Genomic DNA, 19,100 nt, shown 5'->3' with positions numbered 1-19,100 from the left:
AGGGCGGGGCAGATGTCCCGCGGTCGCTCCTGTCAGACGGTGAAGGCGGCCCGGAAGCGTTCCAGAGCGGCCTCGCTGTCGCTGGATGCCCATGCCTCCATGGCGACGGTGCCGTCGTAGCCGATGTCTGCGAGGGTGCGGGCGATGGCCGGGTAGTTGATCTCTCCCGTGCCGGGTTCGCAGCGGCCCGGCACGTCCGCCACCTGGATCTCACCGATGAGTCCCGCGCCGTGGGCGCGGCGCACCAGCTCGATCAGATTTCCCTCGCCGATCTGGGCGTGGTACAGGTCCAGGTTCATGCGCAGACCGGGCCGGTTCACGGCGGCAACCAGCGCCAGGGTGTCGGCAGCCTTCGCGAAGGGCACCCCGGGGTGATCGACGGCGGTGTTGAGATTCTCCAGGGTGAAGATGACCCCGGCGTTCTCGCCGAGCTCGGCGATCCGGGTGAGTGTGCGGTGCGCGGCCATCCACATCGCGCCGGTGGGCTCCCCGGGTACCGGCACCACGGGCAGCCCCTGGCTGTCCAGACCGGTTCCGTGGAGGTTCAGGCGAGTGCAGCCCAGGTGCTCGGCCGCCTTGAGTGACTCCTCGGCCGTGCGCAGCAGTTCGGCGGCGCCGTCGTCCTCGGTGAGGCTGCCGCTCACGTACCCCGTCATCGAGACGATCTCGGCGGACGAGCGGGCGAGGGCATCGAGATCGTGGTTCGTCCAGTCCCAGATCTCGACCTGGAAACCGGCCTCGTGGATACGCCGTGCCCGCTCCTCGATCGGAAGGTCGCGGAAGACCATCTCCGCACAGACCGCCAGTGCGTACATCGTGGTTCTCCTCATCTCCGGACGACCGGGAACTAGAACGTTCTATATACTCTGACCAGTACGCCAGCCACCATGAGCCGCTGTCAAGTGTCCGGCGGCCATGAAGCCTGTAACGTTCCAGCAATCTCGCGCGGGAGCCGTCGGCACCGCGTAGAAGCCCGCCACGGCGCGTCAACTGCGCCGGGGGTCTCCATGCGCCGGTCACCGCGCGAGCCGGTGGCTTGGTTACTCGGGGGCTCTGCTCGGCTGCTCGTCGGCAGGGAGCGTCAGCCTCGGGCGTCGGGTGCCGGTCAGGCCGCAGCCGGCCAGGTGCTCGCGCGTGCTGACGGCGATGGGTAGCGGTACTTCGGGTGCGCAGGGGTAGAGGTCTTGTTCGACGATGACGAACAGCTCGGCGTCGAGGGTGGCGAGTGCGGTGACGATGTCGGCGGGGTTGGGCACGCCGGCGGGCGGGGAGACGCACACCCCGCGCTTGACGGCCTCGCCGAAGGAGAGGTTTTCGGCGGCGACCTGGGCCAGGACGGCGGGGTCCATCTGCTTGATGTGGACGTAGCCGACGCGTTCGCCGAAGCGGCGGATGAGGTCGAGGTTGTCGCCGCCGCCGTAGGCGACGTGGCCGGTGTCCAGGCAGAGGTTGGTGTAGCGGGGGTCGGACTCGTTCAGCAGCCGTTCGATCTCGGGCTGGGTCTGGATGTGGCTGTCGGCGTGCGGATGGATGACGAGGCGTACGTCGTACTCGTCGAGCAGCAGCTTGCCGAGCCGGTCGGCGGCCCTGCCGAAGCCCGCCCACTGTTCGGCGGTCAGCTCGGGCGACTCGGTGAACGCGCCCGTCTTCTCGTCCCGGTACATGGGCGGGATGAAGACGAGGTGGTGGGCGTCGGCGGCGGCGGTCAGGCCGGCGATCTGCCGGACGTGGGCGAGCATGTCGTCCCAGGCCTCGGGGCGGTGCAGCGCACCGAAGACGGTGCCGCCGGAGACCTGCAGGCCGCGGGCGTCGAGTTCGTCCTTGAGGCGCTGCGGGTCGGTGGGGAGGTAGCCGTAGGGGCCGAGCTCCAGCCACTCGTAGCCGGCCTGGGCGAGTTCGTCGAGGAAGCGGGTGTACGGCACCTGGTGCTCGTCCTCGGGGAACCAGACGCCCCACGAGTCGGGGGCCGAGCCCAGGCAGAGGTTGCCCGCAGTGGTGCGGAAGGGAGGTGGCGCCGTTGCCATGGTGTGTCCTTCGGAGTGCGGCACGGAAACTCAGTTGGAGGTGGGGAAGTTGAAGCCCGCGCTGACCTGCTGCTTGGGCTGGGGCCAGCGAGTGGTGACGACCTTGGGGCGGGTGTAGAAGCGGATGCCTTCGGGGCCGTGGATGGGGGAGTCGCCGATGAGGGAGTCCTTCCAACCGCCGAAGGAGTAGTAGGACATCGGCACGGGCACCGGCACGTTGATGCCGATCATGCCGACCTTGATGTGGCGCTGGAAGCGGCGGGCGGCTTCACCGGAGGCGGTGAACAGGGCGGTGCCGTTGCCGTAGGGGTTGGTGTTGATGACGTCGATCGCCTCGTCCAGGGTCTCGACTCGGAGGATCGCCAGCACCGGGCCGAAGAGTTCCTCCTTGTACGCCGCCATGTCGGTGGTGACGTGGTCCAGGAGGGAGGGGCCGATGAAGAAGCCCTCGGCGTAGGCGGGGTCGTCGAGCTTGAGACCGCGGCCGTCGACGACGACGGTGGCGCCCTGGGTGGCGGCGACGCCGACCGAGCTCTCGACGCGCTCCTGGGCGGCCTTGGTGACCAGCGGCCCCATCTCGGTGCCGGGCTGGTCACCGGGGCCGACCTTCACCTCGCGGGCCTTGCGCTCCAGCACCTGCACGAGTCCGTCGGCGGCGTCGCCGACGGCGACGGCGACGGAGACGGCCATGCAGCGCTCGCCGGCGGAGCCGTAGGCGCCGGCGGTGATGTGGTTGGCGGCGAATTCGAGGTCGGCGTCGGGCAGGACGACGGCGTGGTTCTTGGCGCCGCCGAGGGCCTGGACGCGCTTGCCGCGCGCGGTGGCCTGTTCGTGCACGTACTTGGCGATCGGCGTCGACCCGACGAAGGAGACGGCCTCGATGCCGGGGTGGGTGAGGATCGCGTCGACCGCGTCCTTGCCACCGTGCACCACGTTGAAGACACCGTCGGGCAGTCCGGCCTTCTTGTACAGATCGGCGACGAAGTTCGCGGCCGACGGGTCGCGCTCACTGGGCTTCAGGATGAAGGTGTTGCCGGTGGCGATGGCCATGGGGTGCATCCACAGCGGCACCATCGCGGGGAAGTTGAACGGGGTGATGCCGGCGACGACGCCGAGGGGCTGGCGGAAGTTGTGCACATCCACGCCACGCGAGACCTGGTCGGAGAAGGAGCCCTTCAGCACGTCACCGAGGCCGCAGGCGAACTCGACGACCTCGCGGCCCCGGGTGATCTCGCCGCGGGCGTCGTCGACGGTCTTGCCGTGCTCGGCGGAGATGATCCTGCCCAGCTCCTCCTCGTGCTCGAGGAGCAGCTGGCGGAAGGCGAACATCACCTGCGTGCGCTGGGTGAGCGACGATTCCGACCAGGTCTCGAAGGCGGCAGAGGCAGCCTGGACGGCGGCGTCCACGTCGGCCGCGCCGCCGAGGACGACCTGGGCCTGCTCGGCGCCGGTGGCCGGATTGAAGACCGGCTGGGTGGCGGTGGCGGTGCCCTGGACGGGAGCGCCGTTGATCCAGTGCTGGATGGTGGTCACGGTGCGGGTTTCCTTTGCGGGGACGGGACCTACAGGTAGTGGCGCTGGTTCTGCTTCTGAGCGGCGTACGTCTCGTAAGCGGAGCGCGTGGTGTCGAGGGCGGAGGTCTGGCTGACGGGGACGTCCCACCAGCCGTGGCCAGGCGGGTTGGGGCCGTAGGGGTCGGTCTCGACGTGGACGACGGTCGTGCGGGTGGCGGCCTTGGCCTTCTCCATCGCCGCCCGGAACTCCTCCACCGACGTGGCGTGCAGGACGTCCGCGCCGAGGGAGGAGGCGTTGGCGGCGAGGTCGACCGGGAGGACGTCGCCATCGAGTAGGCCCGAATCGCCGTCGCGGAAGCGGTACTTGGTGCCGAAGCGCTGGCTGCCGAGTGACTCGGACAGCGAACCGATCGACGCGAAGCCGTGGTTCTGGACAAGCACGATGATGACCTTCAGTCCCTCGGAGACCATGGTGACGATCTCCTGGGCCATCATCAGGTACGAGCCGTCGCCGACCAGCACGACGACCTCGCGGGTCGGGTCGGCCATCTTGGCACCGGCACCGGCGGCGACCTCATATCCCATGCAGGAATAGGCGTATTCGACGTGGTAGGCCTTCGGGTCTCTGGCGCGCCACAGCTGCTGCAGGTCGCCGGGCATGGAGCCGGCAGCGTTGATGACCACGTCACGGTCGCCGAGGACCTCGTTCAGGGCGCCGAGGATCTGCGTCTGGGCGGGCAGATCACCGGTGTTCCGCTCGGGAGCAAAGCACTCGTCCTCGATCTGCCGCGTCCGGGCGATCAGCCGGCGGATGTGACGGCGGTAGGTCTCCTCGACCTCCCAGCCGTCCAGCGCTCCGGCGAGGGCCTGGATGCCGAGCCGGGCGTCGGCGACCAACGGCTCCGCCGAGTGCTTGACGGCGTCCAGGCGGGCCACGTTGAGGTTGACGAAGGCGACGTCCGGATTGCCGAAGCCGGTGTGGCTGGCGGTGGTGAAGTCCGAGTACCGCGTGCCGACACCCACGACGACGTCAGCCTCACGCGCCAGCTCGTTCGCCGCGTAGGACCCCGTCGATCCGATGCCGCCGACCGCGTACGGGTGGTCCCAGGGGACGGCGCCCTTGCCGGCGTGGGTATCGGCGACCGGGATCCCGGTGGCTTCGGCAAACGCGCGCAGCACGGTCTCCGCACCGGAGTACACGACACCGCCGCCCGCCACGATCAGCGGCTTGCGGGCATTGCGCAGCAGACGGGCGGCCCGCTCGACGGCGGCCGCCTCCGGCACCGGGCGGCCCACGTGCCACACCCGCCGCCGGAAGAACGACACCGGCCAGTCGTACGCCTCGGCCTGCACGTCCTGCGGCAACGCGAGGGTGACGGCACCTGTCTCGACCGGGTCGGTCAGCACCCGCATGGCCGCGAGGGCGGCCGGGATGAGCTGCTCGGGGCGTGAGATGCGGTCGAAGTACTTGGATACGGCGCGGAAGGCGTCGTTGACGGTGACGTCGCCGCCGCGGGTGTCCTCCAGCTGTTGCAGCACCGGGTCGGCGGCGCGGGTGGCGAACATGTCGGACGGCAGCAGCAGGACCGGGAGCCGGTTGGTGGTGGCCAGTGCCGCACCGGTGATCATGTTGGTGGAGCCGGGGCCGGTCGAGGCGGTGCAGGCGAAGGTGGCCAGCCGGTCGCGCATTTTCGCGTAGGCGACGGAGGCGTGGACCATGCCCTGCTCGTTGCGGGCGAGGTAGTAGGGCAGGTCGGCCTCGCCGGTCGTGGCCGCTTGCAGCAGCGCCTGGCCGATGCCGGCCACGTTGCCGTGCCCGAAGATGCCCCACACCCCGGGGATGAGGCGCTGCTCCTGGCCGTCGCGCTCGCTGTACTGGTTCGCCAGGAAGCGCACCAGGGCCTGAGCGGTGGTCAGTCTGATCGTGTTCATCAGTGGTTCTCCTCGGCGCCGAACGGCAGCCGGTCGTCGACGTCCTGGGCGTCCCAGGTGGTGCGGACCCAGCCGTGGGCGGGGTCGTCGCAGATGAGCCAGGCACGGTCCTGACCGGGACCCGCCATGACGTTGAGGTAGTACAGGTCGCAGCCGGGCGCCGCGATCGACGGGCCGTGCCAGCCGTGCGGGATCAGCACCGTGTCGCCGGAGCGGATCTCGGCCAGCACGTCGATCGGCCGTGCTTCGGTGCCGTAGACCCGCTGGTAGCCGAAGCCGTTCTCGCCGCCGGAGACCTCGAAGTAATAGATCTCCTCCAGCTCCGACTCCTGGCCGGGCCGGGCCTGGTCGTGCTTGTGCGGCGGATACGACGACCAGTTGCCGCCGGGTGTGAGGACCTCGCAGACCAGCAGCTGCTCGGTGTCGAAGGTGCCGGGCAGGCAGTAGTTGTTCACCTGCCGTGAGCAGGCCCCGGCCCCGCGCAGCTCGACGGGGACGTTCTCCTTGGCCCCGTACCGGGCGGAGAGTGAGCTCCGCCCGGTACGGGCGCTGGGCAGTGCGAACCGTCCGCCGGCCGCACTGCTGATCAGGGCCTCCGACTCGCGGGGGAGGTAGGCGAAGTCGGTGACCGAGGCGAACACGCCTGTCCGGCCGGTGAGTTCGAAGACGCTGCCGTCCGTGGTGACGGTGCGGGAGCCCGTCAGCGGCAGGACCAGGAACTCGGAGTCGGCGGTGGACAGGGCGTGTGCCTCGCCCGGCTTGAGGGTCAGGATCCTCAGGCCGGAGTATCCCCAGCCCGCCGACTCCGGCGTGACCAGGAGGTCATAGGGGCCATCGGAAGAAGTCCCCGACGGCAGGTGGTACTTGCTCACAGCAGGCTCACCGCCTTGTCCACCGCACCGGCGACGTCACCGTTCGAGGGGTAGAGCAGAGACCGGCCCACGACGAGCCCCTGCGCGGTCGGCTGCTTGAGCGCCTTGCCCCATGAGGCGAAGGCCGCGTCCGCGTCCTTGACCTCGCCGCCCAGCAGCAGCGCCGGGAGGGTGGAAGAGGCCAGCACCCGTTCCATGTCCTCCACCACCGGAAGCTTGAGCCAGGTGTAGGCGGTACGCCGGCCGAGCCCCGAGGCGATGGTGACCGACTTGACGACGGCATCGGTGGACAGATCGTTGCGGATCTTCCCGTCCTGCCAGGCGGACAGGAACGGCTCGACCATCGCGATGAGCTGACGGTCATTGAGCTCGTCGATCGCTCGGGCACTGTTCTCCAGGGCGGCCGGTGTGGCGGGGTCGCCCAGCGCGATGCGGGTGAGCATCTTGCCGCCGTCGAAGCCCATCGCGGCGATGGTCTCGGCGTCGTAGCCGGTGAACCGGTCGTCGATCTCGAACACCGACCCGGCGAGCCCGGCCCGGTTCATGGAACCGAAGACGCTCTTGCCGTCGAGGACGCCGAGCAGCAGGAGGTCCTCGAGAATGTCGGCGGTGGCCAACACCCCCGTCACCCCCGGGCGTTCCAGGGCGGTGCACAGCCGGTCGAGGAGCTCGAAGCGGTCGGCCATGGCGGTCGGGTCGGAGCCGACACCGTTCGCGCCCCGGGCCGGATGGTCGGCGGCGATGATCATCGCCTTGCCGTGCTCGCCGAGCAGGGAGGGAGCCTTCACCCGGCGCGCAGCGGCGGCCGCGACGGCGCCGGGGTCGCCCACCCGGGCGTTCACGATCCGGCTCACATTCTCGGACAGCACGTCGTCACACCTCTTGCTGGGAGTCGTTGGTGGATGTTCCGGCCGCCTCGCCGAGCTTGGCGTCGACCTCGGCCTCGGTCGGCATCGCGTCGGAGCAGGAAAGTCGGCTCGCGACAATGGCGCCGGCGGCGTTGGCGAAGATCACGGTGCGGCGGGTGTCCCAGCCCGACAGCAGGCCGTGGCACAACGCGCCGCCGAAGGCGTCTCCGGCGCCGAGCCCGTTGACGACCTCCACCGGAACCGGCGGGATCTCGGCGGTAGAACCGTCCCGGTCCATGGCCAGGACTCCCTTGGGGCCCTGCTTGACTATGGCCAGGTCCACTCCGGCGGCCAGTAGCGCCTTCGCCGCCGCATACGGCTCACGCTCGCCGGTAGCCACCTCGCACTCGTCAAGATTGCCCACAGCAACCGTCGTGTGCCGCAGGGCCTGCTCGTAGAACCCGCGCGCCTGGTCCGGGTCAGCCCAGAACATCGGCCGCCAGTCCAGGTCGAAGACCGTCGTCCCCGCCTTGGCCCGGTGAGCGAGAGCGGCCAGCGTGGCCGAGCGGCTCGGCTCCTCGCTGAGCCCGGTACCTGTCACCCAGAGGACCGCCGCGTCCCGTACTGCCCCCAGGTCCAGCTCACCAGCGGTGATGTCCAGGTCGGGGGCCTTTGGGAGCCGGTAGAAGTACAGCGGGAAGTCATCCGGTGGGAAGATCTCGCAGAAGGTCACCGGCGTCGGTGCGATGTCCGACGTACCGACGAACCGGCTGTCGACGCCGTAGCTCTCCAGTGCCTGCCGGACGAAGTCCCCGAACGGGTCCCTGCCCGTCTTTGTGATCACAGCCGAGGAGTGCCCGTACCGGGTCGCGGCCACCGCCACGTTGGTCGGGCTACCCCCGAGATACTTGCCGAACGAGGTGACCTCCGCCAGCCCCACGCCGGTCTGAAGTGGATAAACATCCACTCCCACGCGGCCAATGGTCAGCACTTCGAACGGCATGACACTGATTTCCCTTCGCTCCGGAGACTCCGGGGGTGGAGAGGTGGACTTGGCGTCTCAATTGGTTGCGCCCGTCGGTGGCGGAGACGTGTGGGCGGGGCCGGCCGCCACGGTTATCAGGAGGCGGCTTCCTTGGTGACTGCTACGGGTGCGGTGAGGTCGGCCTCTTCGGGGAGTTCCTCGACGTCGACACCGCGGACCTGGGACAACTCGTGCTTGAGAGCTGCGAGTTCGGCACCGCCGGCCATGTGGTTGGTGAGTTCGTCGAGCGTGATCTGGCTGCGCTCGGCGGAGAGTTCCATGGTGCCCAGGCGCAGCACGCTGAAGTGGTCGCCGACCATGTAGGCGTGGTGCGGGTTGTGGGTGATGAAGATGACCCCGAGGCCGCGGTCGCGGGCGGCGGCCACGTACTTGAGGACCACGCCGGACTGCTTGACGCCGAGGGCGGCGGTGGGCTCGTCCAGGATGAGGACACGGGCGCCGAAGTAGACGGCGCGGGCGATCGCGACGCACTGGCGCTGACCGCCGGACAGGGTGCCGATGGGCTGTTCGAGGTCGTCGAGGACGATGCCCATCTCGCGCAGCTCGTGGTCGGCGGTCTTCTTCATCCTCTCGATGTCCAGGCGGCGCAACGGCCAGGGGCCCTTGGTCATCTCGGAGCCCAGGAAGAAGTTGCGCCACACCGGCATCAGCGGGACCACGGCGAGGTCCTGGTAGACGGTCGCGATGCCCTTGTCCAACGCCTCGCGCGGGGTGGAGAAGCGCACCGGTTCGCCGTCGACGAGGAACTCGCCCTCGGTGTGCTGGTGCAGCCCGGAGATGATCTTGATGAGGGTGGACTTGCCGGCGCCGTTGTCGCCGAGCACGCAGGTGACCTGGCCGGGATGCATCGTCAGGCTCACGCCGTGCAGGGCACGGATGTTGCCGTACGCCTTGCCCGCGTTGCGCAGTTCGACGACCGGGGAGTCCTTCTCGGGGGCCCTGTCCGCGAGGACAGCGCCGTGGGTGCCGGTTTCGTTGGTTGTCATTCGGGTCACCTCCGGGTCGCTGTGCGCTGGACCCACAGATTGATCAGGACGGCGCCAAGGAGCATCACGCCGAGGAAGGCCTTGAACCAGTCGGGGTTCCAGCCGGCGTAGACGATGCCCTGCTGCACCATGCCGAACATGAACGCGCCGAAGACCGGGCCGATCGCCGAGCCGTAGCCGCCGGTCAGCAGGCAGCCGCCGATCACCGCGCCGGAGATGTAGATCAGCTCGATGCCGACGCCCTCGCCGGACTGCACGGTGTTGAACGAGAACAGTTGGTGCATGCCGACGAACCAGGCGCCGACGCCGACCAGCATGAACAGCGAGATCTTCGTGAAGGCGACCGGAACGCCGACCGCGCGGGCCGACTCCTTGTTGCCGCCGACCGCGAAGATCCAGTTGCCGTACCTGGTGCGCAGCAGCACCCAGGTGGCGATCGCCGCGAACAGCAGCCACCAGAAGACGGTGATCTTCACCTGGACGCCGCCGATGTCGAAGCTGGAGGCGAAGACCTTCTTGGCCTGGTCGAAGCCGTCCATGGTGCTGATGTCGTCGGTGGCGACGTTGCCGGTGACCAGCTTGGTCACCGCGAGGTTGACCCCTTGCAGGATCAGAAAGCTGCCCAGGGTGACCAGGAAGCTCGGCAGTCCGGTCTTGACGACCATCCAGCCGTTGAAGAAGCCGATCGCCAGCGACACGATCAGGGCGGCGATGACGCCGACCCAGACGTTCATGCTCAGCTGGTAGGCGGTCATGCTCGCGGTCAGCGCCGAGGTGATCACCCCGACGCCGGCCGACAGGTCGAACTCGCCGCCGATCATCAGCAGTGCCACCGGGACGGTCACGATGCCCAGGGTGGAGGACTGGTAGAGGATGTTCGCCATCGAGCCGGCGTCGCGCACCGGCGGCGCCGCGATCAGGAAGAACACGTAGACGGCCACGGCACCGAGGAAGACGCCCACGTCGGGGCGGGCCAACAGCCTTACGATCATGGACCGTTCGGCGGTGCGCCCGTCGGTGTCCCTGGGGCCGGGGGCCGGCGGTGTGGTCACCGCCGGCTCGGCGTGCTGGGTCATGCTCGTCACCGGGTTCCCTTTGCGGCGAAGGCGGCGACCTTGTCGACGTTGGACTTGTCGACGAAGGCCGGGCCGGTCAGCACGGGCTGCTCACCGCCGCCGCTGTAGTTGCCGTTGTTCTTGTAGAGCCACAGCGCGTCGACGGCCAGGTAGCCCTGGAGGTAGGGCTGCTGGTCGACGGCGAACTGGATGGAGTTGTTCTGGATGGCCTTGATGAGGTCCTTGTTGAGGTCGAAGGTGGCGACCTTCGCCTTGCTGCCGGCGTCCGAGACCGACTGCGTGGCGGTCAGCGCGATCGGCGCGGCAAGCGTGACCACCTCGTCGATGGACTTGTCCGCCGAGAGCTTGGCGGTGATCGTCGACTTCACCGACGGCATGTCGGTTCCGTTGACGTAGAGGACGTCGGTCTTGCCGGAGAAGGTCTTCTTCACGCCGTCGCAGCGCTGCGTCAGGGCGACGTTGCCCTGTTCCTGGACGACGCAGACGGCGTGCTTGGCGCCGATGTCATTGAGCTTCTTGCCGAACGCCTCGCCCGCCACGGTCTCGTCCTGGCCGAAGTACTCCAGGAGGCCCAGACTCTTCCACTGGCTCAGGCCGGCGTTGAGGCCGGTCACGGGTATGCCGGCCTGCTCCGCCTTGGCCAGGACGGACTTCATGGCGTCCGGCTTGGCCAGCGTGACGGCAATGCCGTCGACCTTCTGGTCGATCGCGTTCTGCACCAGGTTGGCCTGGTTGCCCGCGTTGGGGTCGGCGGAGTAGATGAGCTTGATGTTGTCCTTGGCCGCGGCGGCCTCGGCGCCCTTGCGGACGGTGTCCCAGAAGGTGTCGCCGGGGGCCTGGTGGGTGACCAGCGCGACGGTCATGCGGGGCGTGGTGGCCTTGCCCGCTGACGCGCCGTTCGCGGTCTCCTCGGACTTCTTGCCGCCTGAGCTGCTGGAGCAGCCGGTGGCGAGAAGAGCGCCGGTGAGAACGGTGGCGGCCAGTGCGGCGGCTCTGTGGTGTCTGTGCATGTCCCTTGCACCTCGCTGTGCTGATCAGGGTGGGAATGGGGTTCCGGCCTCGGGAGGGCCGCGCCCGGCCGAGTGACGCGGGCGAGCGGTTGATGAGAACGCCGTGTGCGGCGGAACGTGTCGTCTGCGGCAGCCATCGGGTGTGTGCGGCTCGGCAGCCTCTAGAACGTGCTACTAGTACGTTCTAGATGCCCGTACTATCGAATGCCCTGTCGGCGGTGTCAAGAGGTTTGTCAGGACGTATCGACAACATGGACTGCCTGGCCGCCGACGTGATCTCGAGGATGTCGGGCGTGCGCTCCTCTTCATGCCGCTCGATCCGGCGTCCGGAAAGGACCGCGCTGACGGACGAAGCGTCAGTGGTGAACCTGATCGGCCATCTCGTCGAGCGCCGGCTGAAGCTGTCCCCCACTCTGACCCGGGATGTCGTGGTCCAGCGGAGCTACGGGTGCCGATGCCCAACGGGGTCGACCTGTCGGCCGATCTCCCGGCACCGCGATGCCTCCGATGACAACGGTGTCGGACCTTTCACGGACGGCGTCGCCAAGGTGGTTCAGCAGTGTGGTGCCCTCAACGGAGCACGAGGAGGCGCCGTCAAGGGTGACGATGCCGTACTCGTAGGTCTGGTCGGCGACTTCCGAGACATCTGAAATCACCCGGTAGCCAGCGGAGTGATTCACGGTCGCGCTGTCCTAGGAGGAGAGCGTCTGGGGCAGCGACAGCTTCTCCACGTGTGCCGGCCGTACCTGGAACATCACTTCGGCGCGGCTAACTGCAGGTGGTATCCGGTTATGACGCCCATTGCTCCAGCTCCGACAAGCAGTAGGTGGGGGACAGCGACGCGTCGTAGGGCACAGGTGTTCCTCTTTGTGGGTGAGAGGAAGAAACCCGGAGGCCAGCTCCGCGTGCGGCGCTGGCCTCCATGGCGGTTGGATTGACTTCAGAGGGTCATACGACGACGGTGCGGATCTGCTCACCCCGCCTCCAACGCTCGAATGGCGTCGTTCACCTCGTGCAGTGGTACGCGGCGCGTGACCATCGACGCGAGATCGAGGCGGCCTGTCTCCGCCAACTCCACGATCAGCGGAATGTCCCGCCGGGCCTGCGTACCGCCGTAGAGGCTGCCGCACAGCGGTTTGTCGTCCGAGGCCAGGGAAAGCGCGGGCATGGTGATCATCGCGTCGGCGGCCGACATTCCGACGAGGGCGACCGTCCCGCCGCGGCGGGCGGCGTCCCACGCCTGGGTGATGGTCGTGGGGTTGCCCACCACTTCGAAGGTGTGGTGGGCGCCGCGTCCGCCGGTGAGACGCCGGACTTCGTCGACCAGGTCGGCGCTCGTGGGGTCGATCGCGTCCGTCGCGCCGGAACCGAGCGCGGCCGACCGCTTGTTCTCCAGGGGATCGACAGCGATGATGCGGGCGGCACCGGCGATCCGCGCGTCTTGGATCACCGCCTGACCGACACCGCCGGAGCCGATGACCACGATGCTCGAAGCGGGCTTCACCTGAGCCGTGTTGAACACCGCCCCCAGGCCGTTGGTGATGGCGCATCCGATCAGCGCGAGCTGTTCGTCCGGCAGGTCCGTGGTCACGGGGACCACGCTTGCATCGTGCACGGTCATCGCCTCGGCGAAGGTGCCGAGGCCGACAAAGGCTGGAACCTCCGTGCCGTGGGTCCTTTTGACGCGCGGCGCCGAGGTCATGGCCATGCTGTTGTCGCAGAGGTGGGTCATGTCGCGGACGCAGTACCAGCAGGTGCCGCACACAGCGCCCACGGTGCCGATGACCCGGTCGCCGACGGCGACGGAGGTCACCTCGGAGCCGGTCTCCGGCGCCCTCGTGGCCGAGGACGAGGGGCAGGCATCGGCAGGTGGCCGCCCAGGACGGTGACGTCGGTGTGGCAGACCCCGCTGGCGCCGACTCGTACGACGATGTCGTGCGGGCCCGGTTTGCGGGGGTCGACCTCCTCGACCGACAGGTAGTGGCCGTCGGCGAGGCCAAGTGCAGTCAGCATCCGTGCTCTCTCCTCATGAACGCGAACAGGTTGAAGGGGCGGGGGTTGGTGATCCGACGGGTCGGCTATGCCGGAGGCACGACGGGCTTCATCTGGGACGCGGACTTCCGCGCCGAGGTGGTCCGGGTGGCAACCGAGGCCTCTGCGGGTGCCACGGAGCCGAACCGGCCTAGAAAAAACTAGGCCCTGAGATGGCGCTGAAGGAGAAGCAGGCCGCAGCTCTCTCTGGGGAGTTGCTCATTCCCATGACGGCGGCGATCGGCGCGGCTCTGTCGGGCGGGGCCGACGAACAGGTGGCGGAGCAGTTCGACGTCGGCCTGCAATTCGCGGCCTGGCTTATGAATGCTTCAGGCGCTCGGAAAATCGCTCAGCGGACACGTCAGAAGCGAGCGGCGGGAATTCGACGTTAGTCGATCAGGATCCCGCGTCGGCGCTGAGAGCGATGCCCCCGGCGCCTCGGCGCGGATGTTTGCGATATCGACGTTGCGTGTGACGGACCGTCGACGTCTGCCAGTCACCGACGAGTCGTTCCTTCGCATCCACGCTCGCCGGGCTCTGTCAGTGTCCAGTACAGATCTCCCGACGCCGACTGCACGCTCCAGGAGCTGATGTGTCCTGCGGCCGTCAATTGGTCAAGTGCATCCGTGAAATCCGTTGCGGCCAGCCCGCACTCGCGTGCCAGCTGATCCACTTCAGCTGTTCCATGGGTGCTCTCGGGAGCGGTATGGGCCTTGATACACATGGCAATGAGCTGGGAAAACGGGGCGCAGTCCATGCGGATGCCGCAAGCGGCTCGCAGCGCCCAGTCTGCGGCAGCGAGCCGGTCGGGACGGGCCGGGCATTGGGCGAAGAGCCCGACGTCGAGGAGCTGGATGACTACAGCGCGTGCGCTGGAGTGCGACGTGGGCAGGGTTGCGCATAGCCATCGTGCCTGGTGGAGATCCCGCCAGGAATCCGTGGCAGGTTCCAATCGAAGGCTGCGCAGTACCCCGAGCGGCAAGCGGACTTGAGCCGAGTCGTTCATGCGCAAGGCGCATTGCAGGGCGATCAGTCGGGCGGCAGGTCCGGTCTCAGTCGGCAGCGCGGAGGCGAGGTAGTTGAGCATCTCCCGCACCCGGGTCTGCCTGTCCGGGCCTCTGGGGCTTCGGTGCTTTCGACGGATGTCCGCATGCGCCGGCGGCGCCGTCGCAGCGTTGATGAACGTGTCGGGAACGACGGCCGCTTGTGACGTGGCGGCGGCGCAGGCCGTGCACGCGTCCGCGAGGCGCCACAGCCGTCCGCCTCGCTCGCGTGCGAGCACGAGCCGGATGGGCCCACCACAGCCTCGATGGCGCGGGTGCCAGCTGCAGCCGCGCTCGTGGCACTGGCAGGTACGAAGGTGAGTAGGGAGGAGATCGCGGCGAGCGTGTCGTGCCAGGTGGGCCAGGAGCTCCGACCGAGCGGACGTGCCACTGAGCAGTCGGTCGCTGCGGGAGCACTGCTGGCATACGAGGATCGGTCCGCCGGGCTGCGGGCGCAGTTCCACGGTCCAGGCGCGCCGGACGCCGGGTCGCGTCGTGCAAAGCCTCATGGGGGGCGTGTTCCTCCCGTCATGTCTGCGCTGTACCCGCGGAGGGTGGGGTGGCCCGCACACGGTAGTGCAGACCTCTGCCCTTCACTTGATGGCGTCACCTGCAGAAATAGGGCAGAGGTCTGCACTGACAGGGCAGTGGTCTGCACCGTCGGATTGTCGGGTGACGATCCTCCCGCCCGACCCGGATTTCGAGGCGCTGCGTCTGGAGCTTGCGCGGCTGCGGGCGGCGCGCGGCTGGACCTATGACGAGCTCGCTGATCGAAGCGGCCTGGCCAGAAGGACCCTCATCGAGATCGAGCAGGGACGCACCATCGGCACTCTCAAGACCTGGCACGCCCTCGCCCATGCCTTGAGCACTCCGCTCGACGAGCTCTTCGGAGCCGTGTGTGAGGGGCACGAGCCCCCGGGGCCGACCGGCGCTGACCGTTGACTGGGAGGGCTCGCGCCAATCACCCGGACCGGCGAAGCGACACGAATCTCTGATCGACAACTCGAACGTGCGTTTCATGGAATGGGGCTGTTCGAGGGACCCTCCAGCCTCGGCGCTGTGGATGCGGCGTGTTGCCTGGCACCTTCGCACGCATGCGTTCTTCATCCACACCGCGGCACTGGGACGGCAGCCCCGCTGTCGCCTACCCCCGACGCTCACTGCGTATCGAGCACGACAGCCCCAGTCGGCTCCTCCGCTGCGCTCAGCGTGATCGCTGCCGAGAGTGCGGCAACCCGGTCGAGTGGTACCACCGCAGCTTTGCGCGGCCCGTCCGCCTGCACCCCCGGGAAGTGCCCGCGGCCGAGGTGCCCACCGCCTACCGTTGGCACGTAAGCTCTGGTGTCGCCCATCCGGCTGGCGATGGCAGAGCCTGGTGCCGCCTGGCTCACGCCCCAGTCTGTCCCGCTCGCGACGCTGCGCCCGAAGCCTCCGCGCTGGACGGGCTGCGCCGGGATCTGGCCCTGCACACACGCCGCCTGATTGACACCGGCGTGTTCACTCCAATGCCCCCTTCGAGCCGGCCAATGGCTCAACCGGACGGCTGCCGACCCGCCAGACCCGTAGTGCAGTTCCTGTATGTCCGCTACCTCGCTGCGCAACCTGTGGACGAAATCCAGTGCGTCGCGCAGACGCGGCGTCGCGACCGCTGCTCGCAGAGGCTGCTCACTGCGGACGGCCCCGTGGGCGTCTGGAGGCTGGTACCCGCTACGGCCACACGGGGGCAACTGGCCTTGCCCTGTGAGCTCATGGCTGTATATGACCTCACCGCCCTGCCTTACGCCGAGCAGCTGCGCTGGCGCATGCAGCGCTGTTCCACCCACACCGCAACCCAGTCAGCAGCGGACCTCGCGCTGGCCGACTGGGAGCCCTTCGACCCCATGCTCCACCGCGCGCACATCCACAACCGCCTGCCGAACCACGTCCGTCGTCCGCGCCCGACGCACCACGAGTATGGAACGGCTGGGTCGTGACCTCGCACGATGGCATTGAAATCCTGCTGACCAGGCCAGCCACCAATGGCGAGCTCCACCGAGCTCGTCGTACGGTGTCGCTCGCAGCGAACGCCGACCGCACCCGGTTGATGGCCGTTCAGCCGGCCAGGACGCCAGGCCGCGCGCTGCGGTCACTACGGCGACGGCTGCACCACCTTCTGCCCATCGATGCCCTGACCACCCACTACCCCGACCAGCACGGGCAGGTCCTTCTTAATCTCAAGTTCAGCCGTACCGCGCGAGCGGCGATCCGCCAGGCCGCGACCGCCAGAGGACAGCGGCCCGGAGACTTCGTCGCCCGGAGCGTGACCGCAGCCCTCGATCGGAACGAGAGAGAACGCTCCCTGCAACTGACGGCGCAACTCGAAGGCCTGCTCGCCCTCCACTCCTCCGAGGACGTACTGGCTTGCACAGCCGACATCCTGCTCCGTCGTCGTGATCCGGCCGTATCTGACGCGTACGCCGCTGGCCGAGCTGGACGGAGCCAGTCTCACGCGCACCCGAACCCTTAGCCCTTCTCCTCCGTGGAGCCCTTGTTGCACACGCCCACAGACGAACAGGCTCATGCTGTCGAAGCATTCCGAGAAGGCCATCACCTCGTGCTGCAGGCCGGCGCCGGCACAGGAAAGACCAGCACGCTGAGCCTGCTCGCCGCGAGTACTAAACGCCGAGGGCGCTACCTCGCCTTCAACAAAGACATCGCACACGACGCCTCCGCACGCTTCCCGCGATCCGTGATGTGCAAGACCGCCCACGCCACGGCCTACGCAGCCCTTGGCCACCGCTTCGCTCGCAGACTCAACAGCCCCCGCCAACCTGCGTGGAAGATCGGGCAGGCCCTCGGCATCACCTCTCCGGTCCGAATCGGAGATCACGAGATCAGCCACAGGACGTTGTCACACAGCGTCCTGCGCACGGTGACCCGCTTCTGCCACTCGGCTGATCGCACGCTGGCTTCTCACCACGTACCCGCGCTGCGCGGCCTGAGTGCGCCGGACGAACACGCCCGCCTCGCCGAGGTCGTGACGTCGTTCGCGGACAAGGCGTGGGGAGACCTGCAGAATCCCGAGCAGGGCGTGGTCCGTTTCGAGCATGACCACTACCTGAAGATGTGGGCTCTCACCGAACCAAAGATCGACGCCGACTTCCTCTTCCTCGACGAAGCACAGGACACCAACCCTGTCCTGGAACAGGTCTTCGCGGCTCAACGCGCCCACACCCAGCTGGTCATGGTTGGCGACTCCGCACAGGCGATCTACGGCTGGCGCGGAGCCCGGGACATCATGACAAGCTTCGACGCCACCCACCTCACCCTGACTCGATCCTTCCGCTTCGGCCCCCTCCTTGCCGAACAAGCCAACCGGTGGCTCGCGTTCACCGACGCGCCCATCCGACTGACAGGTACCGAGGCGGTCCCGACGAAGGTCGGTCTCGTTGCCTCCCCGGACGCGGTGCTGTGCCGCACCAACATCGGGGCCATGACCGAGGTCATGCGACTGCTGGCCGCCGGCCACCGCGTCGCGCTGACGCGGGGAGGGCATACGCTCGTCGCGCTGGCGCTGGCTGCACGGGACCTCAAAGACGGCCGTCGCACCGCCCACCCAGAACTCGTTCTCTTCGCCTCCTGGGGTGAGCTGCAGGAGTACGCGGATCACGATCCGGCCGGCCGTGATCTGCAGCCTTTCGTAGAACTTGTCGACCAGCACGGACCCGAGGCCATCATCACCGCGGTCCACGCACTGACCGACGAGGACAAGGCCGACGTCACGGTCTCCACGGCCCACAAGGCCAAAGGCCGGGAATGGCCCACGGTCAAGATCGCCGATGACTTCCCCCGCCCCCGGACAGCGATCAACACGACGACCGTGGTCGCCCGATCTCGGAACCCGTGAGTGAAACGGACGCCCGCCTCGCCTACGTTGCCGTGACACGTGCCCGCAGTCGGCTCGATCTCGGTGGTCTTGCATGGATCGACCTCATTCCAGCCGCCTCTGACGGAGTGGTTCAGTGAGCGGAGGCGACCGGCGGGGCGGTAGCTTCGGCCGCGGGGAGTGCGGGGGTATCGAGTTTCCTGTGCGAAGGTCTCGGGGAGCACAGCGACGACGGCGATGCCGTGGGCGCTTCCCGTGAACATGCCTCGGCACGGACAACTCCTACCTGCTCCAGGCCCTCGGCAAGGCGTCGGGGCCCTCTCTGCGGCGTGGCCGTCGTAGACCCCGGACGTCGGGGGAACTCGACCGGCTCGTGGAGAGGGGTGCGTGCGGGATCCGCCTCAACCTGATCAGCGGCCCGGTGCCCCCGCTGGAAGATCGGCTCTGGCAGCGACTGGTGCACGAAATCGCCGCCCCTGGACTCCACTTGGAAGTCCAGGGACAGCAACGCCAGTGGGAGGAGCTGGAACCCTGGCTGCTCGGCCGGTCCGGCGCGGTGGTTGTCGATCATCGGGGCTGCCGGCGGCCTTGTCTCTGCCCTACCCCGGATGCGCTGCGCTCTCCCGCCTGCTGGCCGGACAGTATGTGTGGGCGAAGGCGGCCGTGCCTTGTCGTGCAAATGGCCGTGCCTACAGCACCCCGACCTGGCTCACGGCGGAACTCAACCCCACCGAAGCCCTGCGGATACTGTGCGCCAACCCAGCGCGACTGTTTGCTTGGACGCCCTTTCGTCGCGCGGGCCGACCGATGACGTACAGGGCCGCACTCAGGCACGGCCGAGCAGGGGAGCCGCC

The 19,100-nt window shown here is 68.3% G+C and carries 18 protein-coding genes and 2 pseudogenes; 5 read left to right on the top strand and 15 right to left on the bottom strand.

All coding sequences use genetic code 11. The features are described 5' to 3' along the window. Window positions 1-32 precede the first annotated feature (32 nt). The 13 genes from AQJ58_RS38365 to AQJ58_RS44060 form a co-directional block, all read right to left on the bottom strand. Window positions 33-815 carry a TIM barrel protein gene (locus AQJ58_RS38365; protein WP_079079489.1) on the bottom strand — a complete coding sequence of 261 codons (783 nt, stop codon included), beginning with the start codon at window positions 813-815 and terminating at the stop codon, window positions 33-35. A 225-nt stretch (window positions 816-1,040) separates the two neighbouring features. Beyond that, window positions 1,041-2,024, bottom strand: coding sequence for a TIM barrel protein (locus AQJ58_RS38360; RefSeq protein WP_067259036.1), 984 nt, complete (start codon window positions 2,022-2,024; stop codon window positions 1,041-1,043). A 30-nt stretch (window positions 2,025-2,054) separates the two neighbouring features. After that, window positions 2,055-3,557, bottom strand: a complete 1,503-nt coding sequence (locus AQJ58_RS38355) for a CoA-acylating methylmalonate-semialdehyde dehydrogenase (protein ID WP_067259034.1) — start codon at window positions 3,555-3,557, stop codon at window positions 2,055-2,057. A 29-nt stretch (window positions 3,558-3,586) separates the two neighbouring features. Further along, entirely contained in the window at window positions 3,587-5,470 is a 1,884-nt protein-coding gene (gene iolD, locus AQJ58_RS38350) for a 3D-(3,5/4)-trihydroxycyclohexane-1,2-dione acylhydrolase (decyclizing) (RefSeq protein ID WP_067259032.1), read from the bottom strand. Continuing rightward, entirely contained in the window at window positions 5,470-6,342 is an 873-nt protein-coding gene (iolB, locus tag AQJ58_RS38345) for a 5-deoxy-glucuronate isomerase (RefSeq protein WP_067259031.1), read from the bottom strand. Before iolB ends, iolD begins: the two co-directional genes overlap by 1 nt. Then, on the bottom strand, window positions 6,339-7,211 hold the full coding sequence (locus AQJ58_RS38340) for a Cgl0159 family (beta/alpha)8-fold protein (protein WP_067259029.1): 873 nt from the start codon (window positions 7,209-7,211) through the stop codon (window positions 6,339-6,341). The genes iolB and AQJ58_RS38340 overlap by 4 nt, the downstream gene beginning before the upstream one ends. A 4-nt stretch (window positions 7,212-7,215) precedes the next feature. After that, window positions 7,216-8,193, bottom strand: a complete 978-nt coding sequence (gene iolC, locus AQJ58_RS38335; RefSeq protein ID WP_067259027.1) for a 5-dehydro-2-deoxygluconokinase — start codon at window positions 8,191-8,193, stop codon at window positions 7,216-7,218. 116 nt (window positions 8,194-8,309) lie between these two features. Continuing rightward, entirely contained in the window at window positions 8,310-9,221 is a 912-nt protein-coding gene (locus AQJ58_RS38330) for an ATP-binding cassette domain-containing protein (RefSeq protein ID WP_067259025.1), read from the bottom strand. A 5-nt stretch (window positions 9,222-9,226) separates the two neighbouring features. Then, the gene (locus AQJ58_RS38325; RefSeq protein WP_067259160.1) at window positions 9,227-10,297 is read right to left on the bottom strand and encodes an ABC transporter permease; all 1,071 of its coding nucleotides are present in this window, start codon (window positions 10,295-10,297) and stop codon (window positions 9,227-9,229) included. Window positions 10,298-10,302: 5 nt separating this feature from the next. Further along, window positions 10,303-11,307 (bottom strand): substrate-binding domain-containing protein, encoded by a 1,005-nt coding sequence (locus AQJ58_RS38320; protein ID WP_067259024.1) that lies wholly within the window; start codon window positions 11,305-11,307, stop codon window positions 10,303-10,305. 356 nt (window positions 11,308-11,663) lie between these two features. After that, window positions 11,664-11,987, bottom strand: a complete 324-nt coding sequence (locus AQJ58_RS43645) for a hypothetical protein (protein WP_159056395.1) — start codon at window positions 11,985-11,987, stop codon at window positions 11,664-11,666. Window positions 11,988-12,280: 293 nt separating this feature from the next. Next, window positions 12,281-13,081 (bottom strand): zinc-binding dehydrogenase, encoded by an 801-nt coding sequence (locus tag AQJ58_RS38310; RefSeq protein ID WP_234360448.1) that lies wholly within the window; start codon window positions 13,079-13,081, stop codon window positions 12,281-12,283. A gap of 35 nt (window positions 13,082-13,116) precedes the next feature. Then, window positions 13,117-13,320 (bottom strand): hypothetical protein, encoded by a 204-nt coding sequence (locus tag AQJ58_RS44060; RefSeq protein WP_199844788.1) that lies wholly within the window; start codon window positions 13,318-13,320, stop codon window positions 13,117-13,119. A 191-nt stretch (window positions 13,321-13,511) separates the two neighbouring features. Between AQJ58_RS44060 and AQJ58_RS38305 the strand changes: the two genes are divergently transcribed. Continuing rightward, on the top strand, window positions 13,512-13,730 hold the full coding sequence (locus tag AQJ58_RS38305; protein WP_067259020.1) for a hypothetical protein: 219 nt from the start codon (window positions 13,512-13,514) through the stop codon (window positions 13,728-13,730). Between the two features lie 104 nt (window positions 13,731-13,834). On the opposite strand, the gene AQJ58_RS42095 is transcribed toward AQJ58_RS38305, so the two are convergent. Continuing rightward, window positions 13,835-14,620, bottom strand: a complete 786-nt coding sequence (locus tag AQJ58_RS42095; RefSeq protein WP_324613861.1) for a hypothetical protein — start codon at window positions 14,618-14,620, stop codon at window positions 13,835-13,837. Window positions 14,621-15,053: 433 nt separating this feature from the next. On the opposite strand from AQJ58_RS42095, the gene AQJ58_RS38300 reads away from it, so the two are divergent. From AQJ58_RS38300 to AQJ58_RS45765, 3 genes and pseudogenes are all read left to right on the top strand, one after another. After that, window positions 15,054-15,323, top strand: coding sequence for a helix-turn-helix transcriptional regulator (locus AQJ58_RS38300; RefSeq protein ID WP_067259018.1), 270 nt, complete (start codon window positions 15,054-15,056; stop codon window positions 15,321-15,323). Between the two features lie 152 nt (window positions 15,324-15,475). Then, window positions 15,476-15,856 (top strand): annotated as a pseudogene (locus AQJ58_RS45770) (DUF6083 domain-containing protein); the annotation flags it as partial. 273 nt (window positions 15,857-16,129) lie between these two features. After that, window positions 16,130-16,354 carry a hypothetical protein gene (locus AQJ58_RS45765; RefSeq protein ID WP_324613864.1) on the top strand — a complete coding sequence of 75 codons (225 nt, stop codon included), beginning with the start codon at window positions 16,130-16,132 and terminating at the stop codon, window positions 16,352-16,354. 155 nt (window positions 16,355-16,509) lie between these two features. Here AQJ58_RS45765 and AQJ58_RS45760 read toward each other — a convergent pair whose 3' ends face one another. Beyond that, window positions 16,510-16,941 (bottom strand): hypothetical protein, encoded by a 432-nt coding sequence (locus AQJ58_RS45760; RefSeq protein ID WP_199844792.1) that lies wholly within the window; start codon window positions 16,939-16,941, stop codon window positions 16,510-16,512. Here AQJ58_RS45760 and AQJ58_RS38285 point away from each other — a divergent pair. Further along, window positions 16,912-18,386: pseudogene (locus AQJ58_RS38285) on the top strand (UvrD-helicase domain-containing protein). The gene AQJ58_RS45760 and the pseudogene AQJ58_RS38285 sit on opposite strands and share 30 nt — an antisense overlap. Window positions 18,387-19,100: the final 714 nt, after the last annotated feature.

Source organism: Streptomyces sp. DSM 15324 (assembly GCF_001514285.1).
In the GTDB taxonomy this organism is placed as follows: Bacteria; Actinomycetota; Actinomycetes; order Streptomycetales; family Streptomycetaceae; genus Streptomyces.
The sequence above is the reverse complement of the archived record's forward strand: the minus strand, read 5'-3'. Positions and strand labels throughout refer to the sequence as shown.